The organism is Nonomuraea sp. NPDC003707 (genome assembly GCF_053587055.1).
This window is the reverse complement of record NZ_JBSFNK010000022.1, coordinates 36,668-54,403: the sequence shown is the minus strand read 5'-3', so window position 1 is coordinate 54,403 and position 17,736 is coordinate 36,668. Positions and strand designations below refer to the sequence as shown.

The 17,736-nt window shown below is 69.8% G+C and carries 14 protein-coding genes; 4 read left to right on the top strand and 10 right to left on the bottom strand.

Annotated elements, in window-relative coordinates:
* Window positions 1–75 precede the first annotated feature (75 nt).
* Window positions 76–2,043, top strand: coding sequence for an alpha/beta hydrolase (locus tag ACWDRB_RS41935; RefSeq protein WP_449903560.1), 1,968 nt, complete (start codon window positions 76–78; stop codon window positions 2,041–2,043).
* A 75-nt stretch (window positions 2,044–2,118) separates the two neighbouring features.
* Window positions 2,119–2,559, top strand: a complete 441-nt coding sequence (locus ACWDRB_RS41930) for a hypothetical protein (RefSeq protein WP_449903558.1) — start codon at window positions 2,119–2,121, stop codon at window positions 2,557–2,559.
* Between the two features lie 304 nt (window positions 2,560–2,863).
* Here ACWDRB_RS41930 and ACWDRB_RS41925 read toward each other — a convergent pair whose 3' ends face one another.
* The 4 genes from ACWDRB_RS41925 to ACWDRB_RS41910 form a co-directional block, all read right to left on the bottom strand.
* Window positions 2,864–3,073 carry a hypothetical protein gene (locus ACWDRB_RS41925; protein WP_363966701.1) on the bottom strand — a complete coding sequence of 70 codons (210 nt, stop codon included), beginning with the start codon at window positions 3,071–3,073 and terminating at the stop codon, window positions 2,864–2,866.
* A gap of 547 nt (window positions 3,074–3,620) precedes the next feature.
* The gene (locus tag ACWDRB_RS41920; RefSeq protein ID WP_449903556.1) at window positions 3,621–4,070 is read right to left on the bottom strand and encodes a hypothetical protein; all 450 of its coding nucleotides are present in this window, start codon (window positions 4,068–4,070) and stop codon (window positions 3,621–3,623) included.
* Complete coding sequence (locus ACWDRB_RS41915) at window positions 4,055–4,357, bottom strand: hypothetical protein (protein ID WP_449903554.1); 303 nt, start codon at window positions 4,355–4,357, stop codon at window positions 4,055–4,057. The genes ACWDRB_RS41920 and ACWDRB_RS41915 overlap by 16 nt, the downstream gene beginning before the upstream one ends.
* Window positions 4,354–7,320 (bottom strand): glycosyl hydrolase, encoded by a 2,967-nt coding sequence (locus ACWDRB_RS41910; RefSeq protein WP_449903552.1) that lies wholly within the window; start codon window positions 7,318–7,320, stop codon window positions 4,354–4,356. Before ACWDRB_RS41910 ends, ACWDRB_RS41915 begins: the two co-directional genes overlap by 4 nt.
* A 175-nt stretch (window positions 7,321–7,495) precedes the next feature.
* On the opposite strand from ACWDRB_RS41910, the gene ACWDRB_RS41905 reads away from it, so the two are divergent.
* On the top strand, window positions 7,496–8,692 hold the full coding sequence (locus tag ACWDRB_RS41905; RefSeq protein WP_449903550.1) for an RNA-guided endonuclease InsQ/TnpB family protein: 1,197 nt from the start codon (window positions 7,496–7,498) through the stop codon (window positions 8,690–8,692).
* Window positions 8,693–8,933: 241 nt separating this feature from the next.
* Here the strand turns inward: ACWDRB_RS41905 and ACWDRB_RS41900 are convergent, their stop codons facing one another.
* The 6 genes from ACWDRB_RS41900 to ACWDRB_RS41875 are packed head-to-tail and all read right to left on the bottom strand — an operon-like array spanning window position 8,934 to window position 16,479.
* The gene (locus tag ACWDRB_RS41900) at window positions 8,934–10,748 is read right to left on the bottom strand and encodes a right-handed parallel beta-helix repeat-containing protein (protein ID WP_449903548.1); all 1,815 of its coding nucleotides are present in this window, start codon (window positions 10,746–10,748) and stop codon (window positions 8,934–8,936) included.
* A complete protein-coding gene (locus tag ACWDRB_RS41895; protein WP_449903546.1) occupies window positions 10,745–11,512 on the bottom strand; it encodes an RraA family protein in 768 nt (255 codons plus the stop codon). Before ACWDRB_RS41895 ends, ACWDRB_RS41900 begins: the two co-directional genes overlap by 4 nt.
* 8 nt (window positions 11,513–11,520) lie before the next feature.
* Window positions 11,521–13,473: a hypothetical protein gene (locus ACWDRB_RS41890; protein ID WP_449903544.1), complete on the bottom strand. Its 1,953-nt coding sequence runs from the start codon at window positions 13,471–13,473 to the stop codon at window positions 11,521–11,523.
* Window positions 13,474–13,475: 2 nt separating this feature from the next.
* Window positions 13,476–14,246, bottom strand: a complete 771-nt coding sequence (locus ACWDRB_RS41885; RefSeq protein WP_449903542.1) for a carbohydrate ABC transporter permease — start codon at window positions 14,244–14,246, stop codon at window positions 13,476–13,478.
* Window positions 14,247–14,278: 32 nt separating this feature from the next.
* On the bottom strand, window positions 14,279–15,211 hold the full coding sequence (locus ACWDRB_RS41880) for a carbohydrate ABC transporter permease (protein ID WP_350733796.1): 933 nt from the start codon (window positions 15,209–15,211) through the stop codon (window positions 14,279–14,281).
* Complete coding sequence (locus ACWDRB_RS41875) at window positions 15,208–16,479, bottom strand: ABC transporter substrate-binding protein (protein ID WP_364255180.1); 1,272 nt, start codon at window positions 16,477–16,479, stop codon at window positions 15,208–15,210. The genes ACWDRB_RS41880 and ACWDRB_RS41875 overlap by 4 nt, the downstream gene beginning before the upstream one ends.
* Before the next feature lie 161 nt (window positions 16,480–16,640).
* On the opposite strand from ACWDRB_RS41875, the gene ACWDRB_RS41870 reads away from it, so the two are divergent.
* Window positions 16,641–17,729 carry an FCD domain-containing protein gene (locus ACWDRB_RS41870; protein ID WP_449903539.1) on the top strand — a complete coding sequence of 363 codons (1,089 nt, stop codon included), beginning with the start codon at window positions 16,641–16,643 and terminating at the stop codon, window positions 17,727–17,729.
* The last annotated feature ends 7 nt before the right edge of the window (window positions 17,730–17,736 follow it).

Here is a 17,736-nt window from a genome sequence, read left to right as displayed (position 1 = left end):
GCTTATCATGCTCGGCCGCTCAGTGACGGTCGCCGATAACGGCTGGCTATGACCGGACTCCGTACGGTGGCGACTGTGTCACCGTACGAGGTTGTGGCAGGTGACACGGCAGGGTTGGAGGAGGCCCTGGCCCGGGTGGTGCGACTGGCCGGCGATCACGTCGGCGCGCTCGACTCCAGCATGCGTTACATGGCGGCCCACGCCTGGGTCGGCGGTGGCGCCGGCCCCTTCGCCCAGGCCATGGGTGACCAGCGGGTCCGGCTGCAGCGTGCCTTCGAGGTGGCGGCCGCGCAGGTCGCCGACCGCATCCGCGCCCTCGGCGGGCACGCCGCCCCGCCGTCGCTGTCCACCCCGCTCCCCGCCGCTCCATCTACGCGCGGCGGCTACGCCGGGATGAACGTGGAGGCGATGACCCGCATGGTGGCGGATCTGGAGCGGGTTGGGCACGAACTCTCCGCCGCGGGAGGTGTTCTCTCGGCGGCGCTGGGCTCCGCGGGCATCAGCGCCGCGCCCGCCCAGCAGGTCGGGGGCGTGGGCGCCTGGGCCGCCGGACAGGTCGTCGACCTGCGCAGACGGCTGACCCTGCTCCAGAGTCGCCCCGATGGAGAGGCGGCCACCGCGGCCGTGCTCGGCTTCGGGCTGTTCGGCGGGTCCGCCCCCGCCCCGGGCGCTATCGGCGACGTGATGGCCGCCGCCGCAGCCGGCGACACCTCGGCGCTGGAGAAGATGGTGGCGGCCCAGAACACCGGCAAGGACCCCACCCTCGCCGCCCGGGTCAGCGCCTGGTGGCAGCTGCTCGACCCGGCCACCCACCGACGGCTCATCGACGCCGCGCCGCAACTGGTCGGCTCGCTCAACGGCGTGCCCGCCGCCACCCGCGACACCGCGAACCGCGCCTACCTCGCCATGCGCGAGGACGCCATCGCCAAGCGGCTGGCGGAGCTCCGGGTCCTGGACGAGTCCCTGGCGAAGGGGATCATCATGGCGGACGCGTGGCGGAGGATGAGCATGCGCCGCGAGATCGAGGAACTGGAGAAGCAGCAGCGGCAGATCGAAGCCGTCACCAAGAGCCTGGCCCTGGGCGGGGTCAACGGCCGCCCGCCCGCGCTCCTGCTCGCCCTCGAACTGGGCGGGCTCGGCAAGGCCGCCATCTCCTTCGGCGACCCTGACAAGGCCGACTCGGTGGTCACCTCCGTGCCGGGCACGGGCAGCACCTTGGAGGGGATCGGCGCCGACGTGGCCCGCGCCGGAACCCTCTGGGACCAGGCGAGCCGTTCGGCCCCCCACACGAAGACCGCCTCGATCCTCTGGCTCGGCTACACGGCCCCGCAACTCGACGCCGGGATCCTCCGGGCGGACACCTCCGTCGCCTCACCCCATCTCGCCCAGGCCGGAGCCGGCCCACTGGCCAGCTTCCTGGACGGCCTGCACGCCACCCATCAGGCGGCCGGCACACCTCGGTTCACCGTCCTGGGCCACAGCTACGGCAGCGTAGTAGCCGGCATCGCCGCCCAGACGCGGAAAGGGACGCTCGCCGATCAGCTCATCCTCGTGGGCAGCCCCGGGACGATGGCAATGCAGGCGGGCGATCTGGGAGTCAAACAGGTGTGGGTAGGGGAGTCCCCGCAGGACCCGGTAGCCGACCTGGGGCATCTTCCGCTGAGCGGTGGGCGGCACCCCATCTCGGGCGTGCTGCAACCCGCCCTCCCGAACGGCCCAGGCCCCTTCGGCACCGACCCCAGCAACATCGCCTTCGGCGCCAACCGGTTTCTCGTCGACCCCACACCGGTTTCGGGTCTTCTGGGTTTCACCGGGTACGACATCGGGACACACTCCGGTTACTGGGACGATCACACGACCTCGCTGAAGAATATGGGATTCATTATCAACGGTCAGCATGATCACGTGGCAAAGCTGCCGACGCCGAAGCCGGTGTCGCCTCCGCCGCTGCTGCCGACGCCATCCCTGTCGCGTCCCTCTCCGGAAGCGGTGTCCCCGCCGTTGCCCATTCCGCAGCCTTCGCCCACCCCGCCGGGAGAGTAGATGTTCCGCTCCGTGATGTTGATCATCGCAGCCGCGGTGCTCGTTGCCGGGTGCGGCGGAGTACTTGGAGGAGTGATGAACGCATCGGCCGACAAGCCGACGATCACCAAGGCTCAGGCGCTCGCCCGGATCGAGCAGCTCATCAACGGGACCGCCGGCATCATCCGTCCCAAGCCCGAGCTGGAGCTGCACCGGCCCAGTCTCAATGACGGTCTCTGCCTCGATCCGCTCGACGGAGGCTCGGAAGAGCGGATCGTGGTCAACCGCGCGTACTACCTGCGCGGGCTGCCCAAGGACTCGCTCAAGGAGGTGATCGCCCAGGTGAAGGCGTACTGGCAGAGCCAGGGCCACTACATCCAGGCCGAGTCCGACAACGGCCTGCAACTCTACGGGCGCTCGCGCCCGGAAGATTTCTTCATGTCCATCGGCTGGACGGAGGGTGATGTGCTCAGCCTGGGCGCCACTTCCACCTGCCTGTGGTCCAACGGGACCCCTGAGCCGTCCTCCACCCCCTGACCTGGGCAGACCGTTCCATTCGGCGGTGGGTGATCGAAGAGGCGTCAGGCACCCACCTCGCCATGTTCGATCTGGGAAACCGGGCAGCACTCACCTACATGATCGCTGACATCTTTCTGCCCCAAGCCGCGTTCTTTCCGGGCTTCGGCCCGCGGGATATTCTCCCCGTACCACCGCTCCCGGTTGCCTGCCTTGTCACCGCCCAGGGCGTGTCTCAAAAGACGGCCCCACCTGAGACTCCGTGTGCAAAGGACAGTCTCAGGCAGGGCTGTTCCGTCCTGTGATCGGTTGGCCTCCCGGGTCGCTAGTTGGTCACTTCGGGTGGGAGCCCGCCGAGCCTGTGCAGCAGCTCGGACTGGATGGTGGCGAAGCGGTCGTTCATATGGCGGCGGAGGCCGGCGAGTTCGTCACCGAGGGCCGCGAGGTCCTGTCTCATCTCGGCCCGGATGTCGGCGAGATCCGTCAGCACCAGGGCGATGCCGATCGTCTTGGAGCTGTCGTCTCCGGGCTGCATGCTCTCCTCGAGCGCTCGGATACGCGTTATCAAAGCGAGGATCTGTGCCTCTATGTTCACCGCATTCCTGCCTTTGCGAAGGTGGGAAGGGCAATCCCGCACCAGTGGGCGGGTGCAAGGTCTGAGGGTGAGCACAGTGCCACACCGCCAGAGTTTGTGCAGGTCATCGCTTTGCGCTCAGGTGTGATTGTTTCTCCCGGCGTACGGCGTGTTTCTCCCGCGGGATGTGAATAGGTGCAGGCGGCTCGGACGCGAAAGGGGCTCGTTCTGGCGAAATGGGGGCAGGGCGGATGTGAGTTCGGCTGAACGTCTTGGGCACCGGTGTGCCGACGATCGACGTAGATGACGTAGCGGTGAGGTCGCTGGCAGATGAGTCAACGACCAAGAAGACCAACGAACACGGAGACCTTATTGGTGGCATGCGGGCGGATTTGACCGATGCGTGGTGGCTGGAGCCGCTGCTGCCTGTTGGGCGCAAGCCGGGACGTCCTGCGATTCCACGATCTGCCGGGTACCTCAGCCTCTGCGGAGCGAAGACATGTGCTTTCTAGGCCTTGAGCCACTGGATCTGCCGCGCCCCCAACTCAACGGCGGCCTTGCACAAAGCGGGAATGTGGGAGCCGTCGGCAGTGAGCAGGCGGCCCGGGGCGTTGGCTGAGGCCGCTGTAGCAGTCACGAGCGCGTCGACGACGTTGCTATGACCATCGAGTCCGGCGTATTCCAGCAGCCCCGCCGCCAGATCGGCCAGTTGCTCGGTGACAGGCACGATCACCAACCGAGAGCGGAGCCAGCGCATGCGTGCCGCCGCCTGTCCGGTCCTGCGTTGCTCGGCGAGGGTGACGACACTGATGGTTGCTGCATACCCGTCCTCGCGAGACACTTCCACCAGGTCCACGGTGCTGGCGTGGTTGTCGGCCAGGAGCGAGAGAGCCTGAGCGTCGAGCACCAGCAGCGGCCCGGCAGTTGTCGCCGGGAGTTGCTTCAGGCGTCGCGCCACCGACGCCTCGCTTGCTCCAATCGCTCTTCACTGATAGGGCCGTGCTGCCGCTCGTACTCATCGACTATCTCGCCCGTCTTCATCAAAGCGAGCCAGTGTTGGGCGGCTTTGGCCATGAAAGCGGAGAATTCACCACGGCCGATACGCGCATCGATTTCGGCGGCGAGTTGCTCCGGCATGCTGATGGCCTTTTTGACCTTCGGGCCAGGTACGTCGTGGGCAATATAGAGCGCGGCCCGAGATGATTCCGCGCAGTCGGGCATGGCCTCGCTGGCTGCAGCGTTCATGCCCTCATCATACCATTGGTATGATGATCATGGTTCGAGGTCGGGTGCAGGCGGGTCTCCACGTACGGGACGAGGCGGACCGGGCCGAGGAGGCCGTAGGGCTGGCGGGTCAGGCCGCCGTAGACCGTAGGGTCTGCCACCCTGAGCCGGTTGCCGAGGGGTGTGGCCACTTCCACCTGTAGTGTGCGGACGCCCCGTCCCAGGTCCACGACCGGGTTGAGCTGGTTCACGGGGTCCTGGCGGCGGCCGTCGGCGAGGATGCGGCAGGTGTCGGTGACCGCGCCGAGCTCCAGGTACGCCCCGCCCTCCAGCCGCACATCGGTGGTGTAGACGCCGATGCCGGACGTGTCGGTCAGTTCGGGAATGTCCGACCAGGGGGTGAGCCGGTCGAGGGTCAGTCGGTGCGTGGTCGTGCCCTCCGGACGCCAGTCCTCGACCTCCAGCCGCCACGACGACAGGGGCACCGGCTCGGGCACCGGGCCGATCACGGTGGTGACGGTGCGGCCGTCGGAGAGCGTGGTGGTGTAGGTCCCGGCGCGGGAGGCGCGCACGACCAGCGTGCCCAGGTCGTACCTCACCAGGTCGGCGTCCGTGGCCACGGCGTGAGGTCCCTGCACCGGGCCGGTCCCGAAGAGGCCGGGGCGGCCGATGGCCAGCACCGTCGACTCGCCCGGGCGTAGCTTCACCCGTAGCCGGATCCCGTCGGTGTCGGCCGTGTAGAGCGCCAGGCGCTCGGCGCGGCCGGTCCACGGGTTCAGGAGGTACGGGACGCCGTCGCGGGCCGTGCGCGCCAGCGTGACGTCGTGGTCGATGGGCGCCACCGGTGGCTTCGGGTTCTCGGTGTGCTTGCCGTTGCAGAGGTAGTAGTAATCCACGTCGCCGGCCACCCGGCGGGCTGCGAGGAGGGTGGATGCGGTGGCGTAGCGCATGTCGGGACGCACGCCGAGGGTGGCGAGCGCGACCGGGACCTCCGCCTGGTCCGCGATCAGCCGGACGGACGGCTCGGCCAGCAGGTCGGTCAGAACCGCTCGAAGCCGCTCGTTCTCCCCCTCCGCGGCCACCCCCGGCACCGAGGCGGACCGCCACGCGCCGAGGAGTACGACGGGCAGCCCGGCCCGCGCGTACGACAGCAGCCGCCGCGCCACCGCGACCGTCATCGTGCACTCGGAGGCGTAGAAGCGGTCGCCCTCCACGAACAGCGCCTTGTAGGCGGGCCCGGAAGGCGCCAGCCGGCGGCCCGAGACGCGGGCGGACGGCAGGTCGAGCAGGGGTGCGCTGATGAACTGGTGGGTCCACCCGGTGGGGACGCCGCTCGCGGTGAACCAGGCGGCGCCGATGCCGGTCTTGGTGTAGCCGGTCTGCCGCAGCACCGCCACATCAGCACGTGGCGCACCTTCTCGCATGATCTGGTGGATTCTCGCGAAATATTGGGAAATGTCGCCGATATGCCGCCAGGTGGGCTGGCGCGGACCCCACGACTCGGCGTAGCCGACTGTCCCCGAGTAGGGAGTGAAGGCGGCGAACCCGGGCCAGGCCGCACCCGGCGCCGTGGCGTAGGAGAAACCGTGCAGGACGGTCTGGTTGAGCCCCGCCGCGTACGCGCCCCCCACCGTACGCAGCAGCTTCGTCCAGGTCGTCGTGTACGCCCCGCCCGCGTACGCCCCCGCCTCGCACGACAGCACCTCGCGCCCCGCCAGGTCCCGGCCCCCGGCCAGGCAGCGGTAGTCGTCGAGGTTCTTGAAGCCGAGCGACTCACCCTCGGCCACATCCAGGATGGCCGCGGCGGCGATGGCGTCGGTCTGCAGCCCGTACGGCTGCGCCCGCAACTCCAGGCCGATCGAATGCGCCCAGTCGCGCAGCATCCCGAAGTGGTGCTCGTTGAACAGCTCGGAGACCGTGTCCCAGTAATCCTTGCGGGCATGCCTGGTCAGCACGGCGTCGTACGCGAAGACCGGATCCTCCCCCGCCAGCACCACCACCGGCAGGAACGGCGCCAGCGAGTACCCCCGCCGCCGCTCGAACTCCGCGAGCAGCCCCGGCGTCCACGGCAGCGCGTCGCTCTCGATCTCGATGGAGTCCTCGAACAGCGCACCGCCCGCCCGCTTCAGCAGCCTCCGCACGGCGGGCGTGAGCAGCGTGGACTCCCAGTAGTCGATCACCGCCCGGGTGCCCGCCCGGCTGAAGTGGTCCACCACGTACGCCTCGGGCACGGTGTGCGGGCCGGACTCGGGACGCTGGCCCGAGCCCCGCTCCCAGTACGCGATCAGCACCCACTCGCCCCCGGCGGGCGCCGTCCAGTCGACGCGCCCGTCGCTCACGGGCACCCGAACCACGGAGGCGGGGTCGAGGCCGGTCTCCTTGCGGGTGGAGTTCGCGGGGTCGAGCCGGGCCGCCTGGACCAGCAGCAGCGTACGCGCGGGATGCCCGGCGACGGCGGGCGGCGGCACCTCGCCCGCGTACGTGGCGCCCCCGGCCACGGCGACCGAGCCGTGCGCCAGCTCCTTGACCGCGGCCGGGTGCTCCGGCGTGATCGTGGGGACGGCGGCCGGCCAGGACGGGCCGATGGTGAGGTCGATGGTCAGGCCGCGCCGGGCCGCCTGGTCGAGCGCGGCCTCGACGGCGGCGTTCCAGGCGGGGGTGCCCCAGCCGTGCCGGGCCGGGTCCAGCACGGACTTGTCGCGGATGCTGTGGTGCACCGCTGCGATCTCCGCCCCGCCGAACCCGGCGTCGGCGAGCACGTCCACCTCCCGCCGGATCTCGGCGGGATCGACGTGTGCGTCGGGCCACCACCAGCGCACCATCGGCCGCACGGCCCGGCGCGGCCGCGCGAACCAGCCCGCCCCGGGAGGACCGGCGATGGAGGCGGGCGAGCCTGAGGCGAAGGCGGAGGTGGGCGAGCCGGAGGCGAGGGTGACGGCGAGGGTCGCGGTGAAGAGGAAGCCACGGCGCGAGAGGTCGTCCATCAGAGTCTCCCGAGGTAACCGTCGTCTTCAGGCGACGGGGGAATCGGGAGCGGGAGGGCCGTCAAGGCCCGAGCGTGCCTTGATCTGTCAGGTCCGCGGGTCACAGATTTCCTTCCGGGTTTGTCGGTGCCAGCCGATATCGTGGTGGTCTCGTTACCGAGCGTGGGGGGTGGGTGTGCGCAGGTCGTTCAAGTTCCTGCTGCGCCCCACCGGCAAGCAGGCCGCCGCGCTCGCACAGTGCCTGGAAGACCACCGGGAGCTGTACAACGCGGCTCTCGAACACCGCCGTACGGCCTACCGCAAAGCCGGGGTGACGGTGCGCTATGGCGAGCAGTCGGCGGAGCTGAAGCACATCCGCGCCGACGACCCCGACGGTCAGGGCCGGTGGTCGTTCTCCTCCCAGCAGGCCACGCTCCGCAGGCTGGGCAAGGCGTACCGGGCGTTCTTCGACCGTGTCAAAGCAGGCCGCACGCCAGGGTTCCCGCGTTTCAAGGGGCGAGGCTGGTTCGACACGGTCGAGTGGCCCAAGGACGGCGACGGCTGCCGGTGGGACTCCCAGCCCTGCCACCCGGCCGCGACCTACGTGCGGTTGCAGGGCGTCGGGCATGTCCGGGTCCACCAGCACCGCCGTGTGCTGGGCATCGTCAAGACGATCAGCGTCAAGCGGGAAGGCGCCCGCTGGTTCGTCGTGCTGTCGTGCGATGAGGTGCCCGCGCAGACCCTTCCCGCTACGGGCGCGGTCGCGGGTATTGACATGGGTGTCGCCTCGCTGGCCACGACCAGCGACGGCGACCACCTCGACAACCAGCGGCACCTTGCCACCTCCGCGAGCCGTCTGGCAGCGGCCCAGCGAGAGCTCGCCCGTAAGAAACGAGGATCCAAGCGGCGCCGTAAGGCCGTCGCGCGGGTGGCGGCCCTGCACGCCAAGGTGCGGCGGCAACGCCTCGACTCGGCGCACAAAGCCGCGCTCGCGCTGGTCCGCGGCTACGACGTGATCGTGCACGAAGCGCTGAACGTCGCGGGCATGACCCGGCGTGCCGCGCCGAAACCGGACGGCGAAGGCGGCTACCTGGCTAACGGCCAGTCGGCTAAATCCGGGCTGAACAAGAGCATTCTCGATGCGGGCTGGTCCGCGTTCCTGACGATCCTGTCGCACAAGGCTGAAAGCGCCGGTCGAGAGCTGATCGCAGTGAACCCCGCCAACACCTCCCGTACCTGCTCGCGCTGCGGGCACTGCGCGAAGGAGAACCGTGTCACCCAAGCCGTCTTCCGATGTACGGGGTGCGGGTTTTACGCGCACGCCGACGTGAACGCGGCGATCAACATCTTGAGGGCAGGGCTTGCCCTTCGCGAGGCTGCGCAAGCGGCTTAGCGAGAAGCCGCTCCCTTCATAGAGCGGAGGAGTCACGATGCGTGCGCTCCAGGGGTGCGGCGCCCGCGCGACGGACGCGGACACAGGCTGCTAGGAGGCCGGACAAGCGGGCAGCCCCCGCCGCGATGCGACGGCGGGCGTCAGGTGTCGGACGGCGGACGGTGGGTGTCGGGCGGTGGTCGGCGGTGGGGCGAGGGGCGAGGGGCGAGCGCGAGGGCCCGGCCGGGCCCTCGCGACGCGTCTAGCTGGGGATCGGGTACGGGAACGAGCTCGTCACACCGATCTTGTCGTACTCCATCTTCGAGGTGTCGAAGCCGTCCGCCCAGTTGGCGTTCTTGACCTCGTTGCACTTGTAGGCCTGGTACTTGTCGTCGCTGACCTTGCCCACCTCGACGTTCTCGATCGAGAACCCGCAGCCGCCCGCGTCCATGTGGACGCCGCGCGTGCCGGAGTCCGGCATCTGCCCGGCGGGGTCGTTGATGACGTCGCCGATCACCATCTGCGAGACGTAGTTGTCGATCGGGTGCGGTTCGACGTTGTGCACGCCGTAGGTGTAGAAGGCGCCCATGTCGCCGCTGTCGAGGCCGGTCTCCTCCAGGCGGATGTAGGAGAACCGGTTGTTGCGGGCGTAGTTGTCCTCGTTCTTGATCTCGGGACGGACCTCCAGGCTGATGCCGTAGCGGGCGCTGTGCTTGACGACGATGTTGCTGACCACGTTGTTGCCGGTGTTCATCATCTCGATGCCGGCCGCGTCGCCGGGCACCAGCTCGCCGACGTGGTAGATGTAGTTGTTGGCGAACGTGTGGTGCCCGGTGATGTCGCCCTCGCCGGGATAGCCGCCCTCCACCTTGATGCCGTCGCCGCCGATGTTGTCCAGCAGGCTGTCGGTCACCTTGACGCGCTCGTTGGCGAAGAGCAGGAAGACGCCCGTGAACCCGCTGTCGGACAGGTGCAGCCTGGTCAGGTCGATGTCGCGGGAGTTCGTCACGGTGATCATGCCGAACCGGTTGCGCGGCAGCTCGATCTGCCGGTCGTAGATCGGGTACTTGTGCTCGTAGCCCGAGTCGCCGGCGGCGTTCCACCCGTAGCGGTACCAGTCGACGAAGTCGGAGTACTGCAGCGCCAGCCCGTCGAAGGCGAGGTTCTGCACCCGCCGCTCGGGCGAGGACCCGGCCAGCGAGATGAGCGTCTTGACGGTGGGCGCCACGACCTTGTCGATCGAGCCCTTCGGCCAGTAGTAGACCTCGCTGTTGGCGAAGTCGAAGTAGTACTCGCCCGGCTGGTCGAGGAAGCGCAGCGTGTTCTGCAGGAAGTAGCGCGAGCCGCTGCGGCTGTTGACGAGGCTGAAGCGGGTGTCGTGGTTGAACGTGAAGAAGTTCTTGCGGAAGTCGGCCCCGCCCAGCGGCACGGTGTCGCTGAACCAGCTCCACGACCCGCCCGACCAGACGACCATCTGGGCGTTCTTGTCGAAGTCGGCGTCCCACTCCTTCGGGACGTCCTTGGGGTCGAAGAAGAGCCAGTTGTGCACGGCCTGGTACTCCGCCTCTGGCAGCACCGAGAACAGGTACGGCGACCAGAGGTCGTCGCTGGTCCTGTTGGGGTAGCGGGCGGTGGTGGCGCGCTTGCCGTCCTCGAAGAGGGTGTAGAAGTTCCGGTCGACCTTGGTCTTGTAGATGTTGTCGTCGTACTTCTGCCAGCCCGTCAGCGGCCTGGCCCCGAGCAGCCTGGCCTTGCCGGGGCCGTCGGCGCTGCGGTAGATGATCTTGTGGCCGTTCTCGCCGGAGTCGGCCTCGGCGAAGGTGATCGTCTTGTCGACCACGTAGTCACCTGTCTTGAGGTTGACCACGATGTCGCAGTTCTGGTGGTACTTCTTCTTGGCCCGGAGCTGGTCGCGGGCCTGCTCGATGGACTTCCACGGGCGCTGGGCGCTGCCGTCGCCGCGGTCGCCGCCTGAGGGGGAGACGAAATAGTCGCACGTCTTGGCGGCAGCCGCCGGGGTCGGGGTCGTCAGCCCGCCCAGGAGTAAGACGACCGCGCCCAGGGACCTGAGGATCACTGGCTCTCCTTAACTTCCCGCCACCGCTCGTACTCGGCGCGGGTCTCGGGGGTGAGTGGGTAGTAGTCAGAAAGCGCCCCGCCCTCCTCGATGCGGGCGCGGCTGTAGCGCTCCCACTGCTCGTGGTCGGCGGCGGCCTCGAGCACCGACGTGGCGCGCCGGCGCGGCACGACCACGGCGCCGTCGTCGTCGGCCACGCACAGGTCGCCGGGCAGCGCGAGCGCCCCGCCCACGGCCACCGGCACGTCGTACGCCCACGGGAACAGCTCCGCCTGCGAGGCGTAATGAGGGGTCGCGCCCGTCGTCCAGAGCGGCAGCCCGATGCCGCTCACCCGGGGCAGGTCCCGGATCCGGCCGTCCACGACGATGCCCGCGCCGCCCTTGCGCTTGAAGTAGCGCACCAGCATGTCGCCGAAGCAGCCGGTGTACGCGCTGCCGTACGCCTGCACGAGCAGCACGTCGCCGGGCTCGATCGTCTCCAGCACGGCCCACAGCGCGGTGTGCCGCTCGACGTACTCCTGGCCGAGTCCGGAGGCGATGTCCTCGCGCTGCGGCATGAACTGCAGCGTGCGGACCCGGCCGGCGATCTTCTGCCCATGGGCGATGGGACGCGGTCCCTCGATGAAGGTCCGCCGGATGCCCTGGGCGTGCAGCTTGGCGCAGGCGGTGGCCGAGCTGATCCGCTTCAGCCCCTCCACGAGGACGGGGTCGGGTCCGGCGGGCAGCTGCCCGCGAACAGGCAGATCCCAGATGGCGTCGTCCATGTAACTCCTCAGTAGTACTGGTGCGACGGCGTGCGGACGCGCGCGGTCGTGTGCAGGTCGAGCCGGATGCGGCGGCCGGGCGGCAGTTCGACGACGAGGCGCGGCCCGTCCACCGTCACCTCCCGCTCCGACTCGGTGATCGGGGGAGTGGTGTAGGCGCGCGGGTCACCGGGGTAGTCCTCATCCCCCCGGGTGATGACCGCGCGGTCGATGCGGTGCTCGCCGAACGCGCCCGCCTGGAGCACGACTCTTCGGGTGTGGGTGAGGCCGAGGTTGACCAGCTCGACGCGGGTGCCGTCGGGGCGTACCGAGTCGACCAGCGCGGCCACGTCCCGGGGCAGCCCCGGGCGGTGGCGGTCGGCGTCGAAGTAGGCCAGCCGGGTGGGCAGCAGCCCGCCGTTGTAGAGCACCTGCGGGGTGCCGGTGACGAGCTGCAGCAGCGCTTCGGTGAGCACGGGGTTGAGCCGCTGCCAGTGGTGCACGTGGATGGCGGACAGATCCTCGTGGTCGGCGTCGATGAGCGCCATCCGGCGCTGCACCTGCCCGAGCGCGGTGGACAGCATGGCCTCGGGGAAGCCGGGGTTGGCGCCGCGCAGGAACTCCAGCCAGGGCGCCTCGTGCCCGGCCTCCTCCTTGTTCCGGAACGGGCGCACCGTGGCCCAGTCGTAGCCGGAGGCGGCTCTCAGCCGGTCGAGCCGCTCGGCGTCCTGCCCTCCGAGAGCGGTCTGCCCTCCGAGCGAGGTGTACCAGAGCCAGACGGGCAGGCCGAGCTGTGGCGGCTGGAAGTCGAACCAGCCCGCGTCGTCGTGCCGGTTCGGCACCAGCATGGTGGGCTTGCCGGCCTCGTCGCCCAGCTCGGCCAGCCAGCGGTCGCTGGTGCTCATCTCCGTCTCGGTCACGCCGGCCTGGACGGCCTTGTCGTACACGATCTCCAGGGGGTCGCGGCCGATGGCGAGCGCGGCTTCGTCGCCGGTCAGCAGGTGGGCGTTGACGGCGGCGATCGCGGCGGCGGCGCCGACGCTGTAGAGGCCGTGCGGCCACTGCCAGCCGTAGGTGCCGCCGTACCAGCGGCCGCCGTGCAGCTCGCCGACCTCGCCGGACAGGCCCACGTTGTCGGGCAGGATCCCGCCGTTGGCCGCGGCCCGGCGCTCCCAGGCGCCGATGTAGCGCAGGGCCCAGTCGCGGTAGCGGTCGTCGCCGTCGTACAGCCAGGCGTTGACGGCGAGGCTGGTCGCGGCCAGGTTGACGGCCACGTCGCCGCGGCCGAGGCGCTCGTTCATGGCGGCGCCCATGCGGGCGGCGTTGCTCGGGTCGCCCAGGTCCGCCCACTCCGCGATGCCCGGCAGGTCGCGCAGCGGCAGCCCGTACGGCCGCATGCTGATCAGGTCGGTGTGGTAGGAGGCCCACTCCCACTGCAGGCCGTAGCGGGGGCCGCCGGCGCCGTTGTGCGGGGCGCGGATGATGTCGTGCTCGGCGTCGTAGTTGGCCGAGCCGGGCAGGTAGAGGTCGGCGAAGCGGCGGGCGCGCTCGCGGAATTGCTCGTCGCGCGGGTCGGCGGCGCAGATGCCGTAGAACAGCAGCAGCGACTCGCCCTGGTGGAACCAGTCATAGCCGCGCTCGAACTCGTCCACCAGGTAGCCCAGCTCGGTGAGCTGCGCGGTCACGCCCTCCCAGTGGTGCTTCGAGGCGTCCAGCAGGTCGTCGGCCCCGCCCAGCTGGTAGAGCGTGGGCCAGTTGAAGAACGCCTCGTAGAAGTCGTCGGCGCCGTCCCGGTCGGCGGCCGGCCCGTGGTAGACGAGCCGCCCGTCGGGGCCGCAGTAGCGGGCGGCGAACGCCCGCCAGGCCTCGTCGAGAGCGTCGAACAGCCTGCGCTCGAGCACCGCCCAGACCGGTGGCACGCCGAGCGGGACGGTCGCCGTGACAGAGGGACCGTTCGCGGGTCCCGGAGATACTGTCCGCATCTTCACCCTTTCGTTGCTCCGGCGGTCAGGCCGCTGATGATGTGCCGTTGCATGAAGACGAAGAAGACCAGCAGCGGGGCGATGGCCAGCAGCAGCGTCGGGAAGACCACCGTGTAGTCGGTGGAGTACTGGCTGACGGCCGCGTAGACGCCGGTGGTCACGGTGTAGAGGCCGCTGCCGGGGCCCAGGATGATCTGCGGGTTCACGAAGTCGTTCCACACCGAGAAGGTGTTGAGGATGACCATCGTGGCGACCGCGGGCCTCATCAGCGGGAAGACGATCTGCCAGAACGTACGCAGCCTGCCGGCCCCGTCCACGGCCGCCGCCTGGTCGAGCACGGCCGGGATGGTGGCGATGTAGCCGGCGTACAGGAAGATCGAGAACGGTAGCGTTAACACGGTCTCGAACAGCACGAACCCCCGGATGGTGCCCATCAGGCCGAGGGTCTTGAGCACGTACACGACGGGGATGACCAGCACCTGGCCCGGGATGAACGTCCCGGCCAGGAAGAACAGCATCAGCACCCGGAAGCGGCGCTTCGGGCTGCGCGCGATCACGTAAGCGGCCGGCGCGGCCAGCACCACCGACAGCACGTTGACCGCCACCACGAACAGCAGCGTGACCGCGTAGCCCTTGACCACGTTGAACTGCGGGTTCGTCAGCGCCCTGCCCAGCGGCTCCAGCGTGAGACCCCCCAGGCCGAACGGATCGGCCATGATGTCCTGCTGGCCCTTGAACGCGTTGACGGTCAGCACGTACAGGGGGATGAGCATGAAGGCGACGGTCGCCCAGAGGAATGTCCTTCTCACTGGTGGACCGCCAGTTCGCCGCGCCTGCGCAGCCTGGTCACCACGAACGCCAGCGCCGCCGTCACCAGCATGAGCAGCACCGACTGCGCGGAGCCGAAGCCGAGGCGGGCGTCGTGGAAGGAGTTCCACAGGATGAGGTAGGCGACGGTCTGCGTCTGCCCGGCCGGGCCGCCCGCCGTCAGCGACACCACCAGGTCGTACGTCTTGAGCAGCGTCACCAGCGACAGCACGATGTTGACCGTCACGGACGGGCCGAGCGCCGGGAGCGTCACGTTCCTGAACACCTGCCAGCGCGTCGCGCCGTCGATGCGCGCCGCCTCGATCAGGGAGTGCGGCACGGCCTGCAGCCCCGCCAGGTAGAGCACCACGTTGACCCCGAACCCGGCCCACACCAGCACCCCGATCATGGTGACCGTGGCCCACGCCGGGTCCGACAGGAACGGCAGCACCTCGCCGCCCCACTTCGTCACCAGGTTGTTGACCGCGCCGTTGGTGCCGAGGATCGCCGACCAGAGGAAGCCGACCACGAGGGCGCTGAGCACGTGCGGATAGAACAGGACGATCCGGAAGAACGTGTTCGCCTTCGAGGCGCCGTTCACCAGGAGGGCGAAGCCGAGGCCGAGCAGGTTGAGCCCGGCCGTGCCGGCGGCGGCGACCAGCAGGGTGACGAGGGCCGCGCGGCGCAGCTCGGGGTCGTCGAGGAGGTCGAGGTAGTTGGCGGCGCCGACGAAGGCGGGGTCGGCGCTGAAGCCGTCCCAGTCGGTGAGGCTCAGGTAGAGCGCCAGGCCGACCGGGACGATCAGCATCACGGTGTAGAGGACGGTGGCGGGGGCGACCATGATCGTGGTGGCCCACCCGTCGCCACGCCTGGTCTTCGGGAGAGCGGGGGCTTCGGGGATGGCTGGGGGTGCTTCCCGGGTGAGCGTCATTTGCGGCCGGCCAGCCAGCGGTCCACGCCCTCGGCCACTTCCTTGGGCGACTTGCCCACGTACAGGCCCTGGACCTCGGTGTTCCACGCGGCGTTGAAGCCCTTGGGGAGGGTCGCGTCGCCGTAACCCTCGCCCTGCGGGACGCCGGAGGGGGCGCTGTCGAGGATCTGCTGCACCTGCTTCTCCAGCGGGGTGAACTCGCGCTCCACTCCGGCGCGGAAGTTGCCGTCCTGCTTGAGCTGGCTCTTGACCGCCGCCTGGTCGGTGACGAGCCACTGCACGAGCTTGAGGGCCGCGTCCTTGTTCGGGGTGGACTTGAGGATCATGTACGGGGCCGCCATCGTGGCGCCCTGCGGACCCGGGTACGCCTGGCCCTTGTCGACCGGGGCCGGGAAGACGCCGACCTCGAAGTCCTTCGTGGACTTGGCCTCGGCGGCGGTGAACCAGCTGCCCATCACGTACATGGCGGCCTTGCCGGACAGGAACGCGGTCTCGGCGTCGGCGTACTTCGTGCCCAGGGCGTTCTTGTCGACGTAGCCCTTGTCGATCCAGGTGCGGTAGCGCTCCAGGTAGGGCAGCAGCGACTCGCCGGCCTTGAGCTTGTCCGCCTTGACGTCCTGCTGCCAGGTGGGGTGGAGCTGGGCGCGCGACGGTCCGGAGAACTGCAGCAGCTGGAGCCCGGTCAGGAACTCGCCGCCGGTCTGCAGCGGCAGCCACCCGGCCGTCTTGAGCTTGCCCATGGCGGCGTCGAACTCGTCGAGCGTGGCCGGCGGCTTGTCGATCCCGGCCTTGTCGAACGCGCTCTTGTTGTAGAAGACCAGCGACTGCGCCTGCACGCCGACGCCGACCGTGTAGATCTTGCCGCCCAGGCTCGCCTCCTTGGCCAGCGGCGTGTCCTTCGCCCACGGCTGGTCGGTCAGGTCGAGCATCTGCTTGGAGAGCGTCTCGTCCGCCGTCAGCGTCTCGACCACGTCGGGCGCGTTGCCCGCCGCGAGCTGCTGCGGCAGCGTGTCGGCCACGCCCTTGCCGGTCGGCGCCTCGACCTTGACGTCGACGCCGGGGTTGGCCTGCTCGAACGGCTTGACCAGGCCGTCCCAGTACGCCTGGGTGAGGTTCGGGGTGATGTTGACCAGCATGCGCACGGTGATCTGGCCGCCCTCGCCCTGCTTGGCCTGTGAGTCGCCGGCGAAGCCACCCCCGCCGCAGCCGGTGAGCAGGAGCAGGCAGCTGAGGGCTGTGGGGGCGAGGAATGGATGGGGGGAACGCATCGCACCTCCAAGGGGGCGAGATCTGCGACGCCTTTTAATGGGTCGATACTCGATTAGCGATTATTTAATACGTTGGTCACATGGCCTCGTCAAGGGGCTATGTGGTGCTACAAATAAGTTTCCAGCGGATGACTGAGTCATAAATACGTTAAGGTGGGGCCGTGGCTGGACGCGATGACGACAAGCGGCTGATGCTGGGCGAGGAGGAGCGCACCGCGCTGCGCGAGTGGGCCGAAGGGTCCTCCGGGGGTCTGGGACTGCGCAGCCGGATCGTGCTCGCCTGCGCGGACGGGCTGCCGCGCAAGGAGATCGCCGACCGGCTCGACGTGAGCCCGGCGACGGTGGCCAAATGGCGGGCCCGCTTCGTGGAGCGCGGGCTCGACGGGCTGGCGGACGCGCCCCGGCCCGGCCGCCCGCGCACCGCGGAGCGGCAGGAGGCCGAGCGCGTGATCGCCGCCGCGGCGGTCGGCCCGGCCGTGCCCTCGACCCGTACGATGGCGCGCCAGCTCGGGCTGTCGCAGTCGACGGTGGCCCGGATCTGGCAGGAGCAGCAGATCGCGCCGCCCGCGGCCCGGCTGCTGCCCAGGGAGCTCCTGTCCGACCGCGTCTACGCGCTGCTGCGCGGGTGGATCGTCTCGGGGGAGCTGGTGGCCGGGCAGCGGCTGGTGGAAGCGGAGATCGCCCGCCGGGTCGGCACCAGCCAGGCCCCGGCGCGTGAGGCGATCAAGCGGTTGGCGCACGAGGGGCTGGTCATCTCCTATCCCAACCGGGGGAGCTACGTCGCGGAGATCTCGGACGAGCAGGCCCGGGAGGTCCGTGACATCAGGGTGCTGCTGGAGGAGTATGCCGCACGGGGCGCCGCCGCCCGCATCCAGGCCGACACCCTGCGGGAGCTCTCGGCCGATGTGCTGGCGATGCGGCAGGCCGCCCAGGACGGGGACATCGGCGCCTTCCGCGACGCCGACCTGGCCTTCCACCGGCGCGTCTGCGCGGCGTGCGGCAACTCGTTCCTGCTGCGGCTGTGGCGGACCATCGAGTCGAACCTGTGGAGCCTGCACGTGGTGGGCAACCCGCTGTACGACGGGGACTGGACGGCCATGGCGGGCCACCACGACGACCTGGTGGCGGCCCTGGCGTCGGGCGACCCGGACGAGGCGGCCCGCCTCTTCGCCGCCCACGCCCGCGGCGAAGCCTCCCGCACCCGCCCCCGCGCCCGCACCTCCCCACCCCCGCCCACCGCCACCGTCTGAGCGGCAC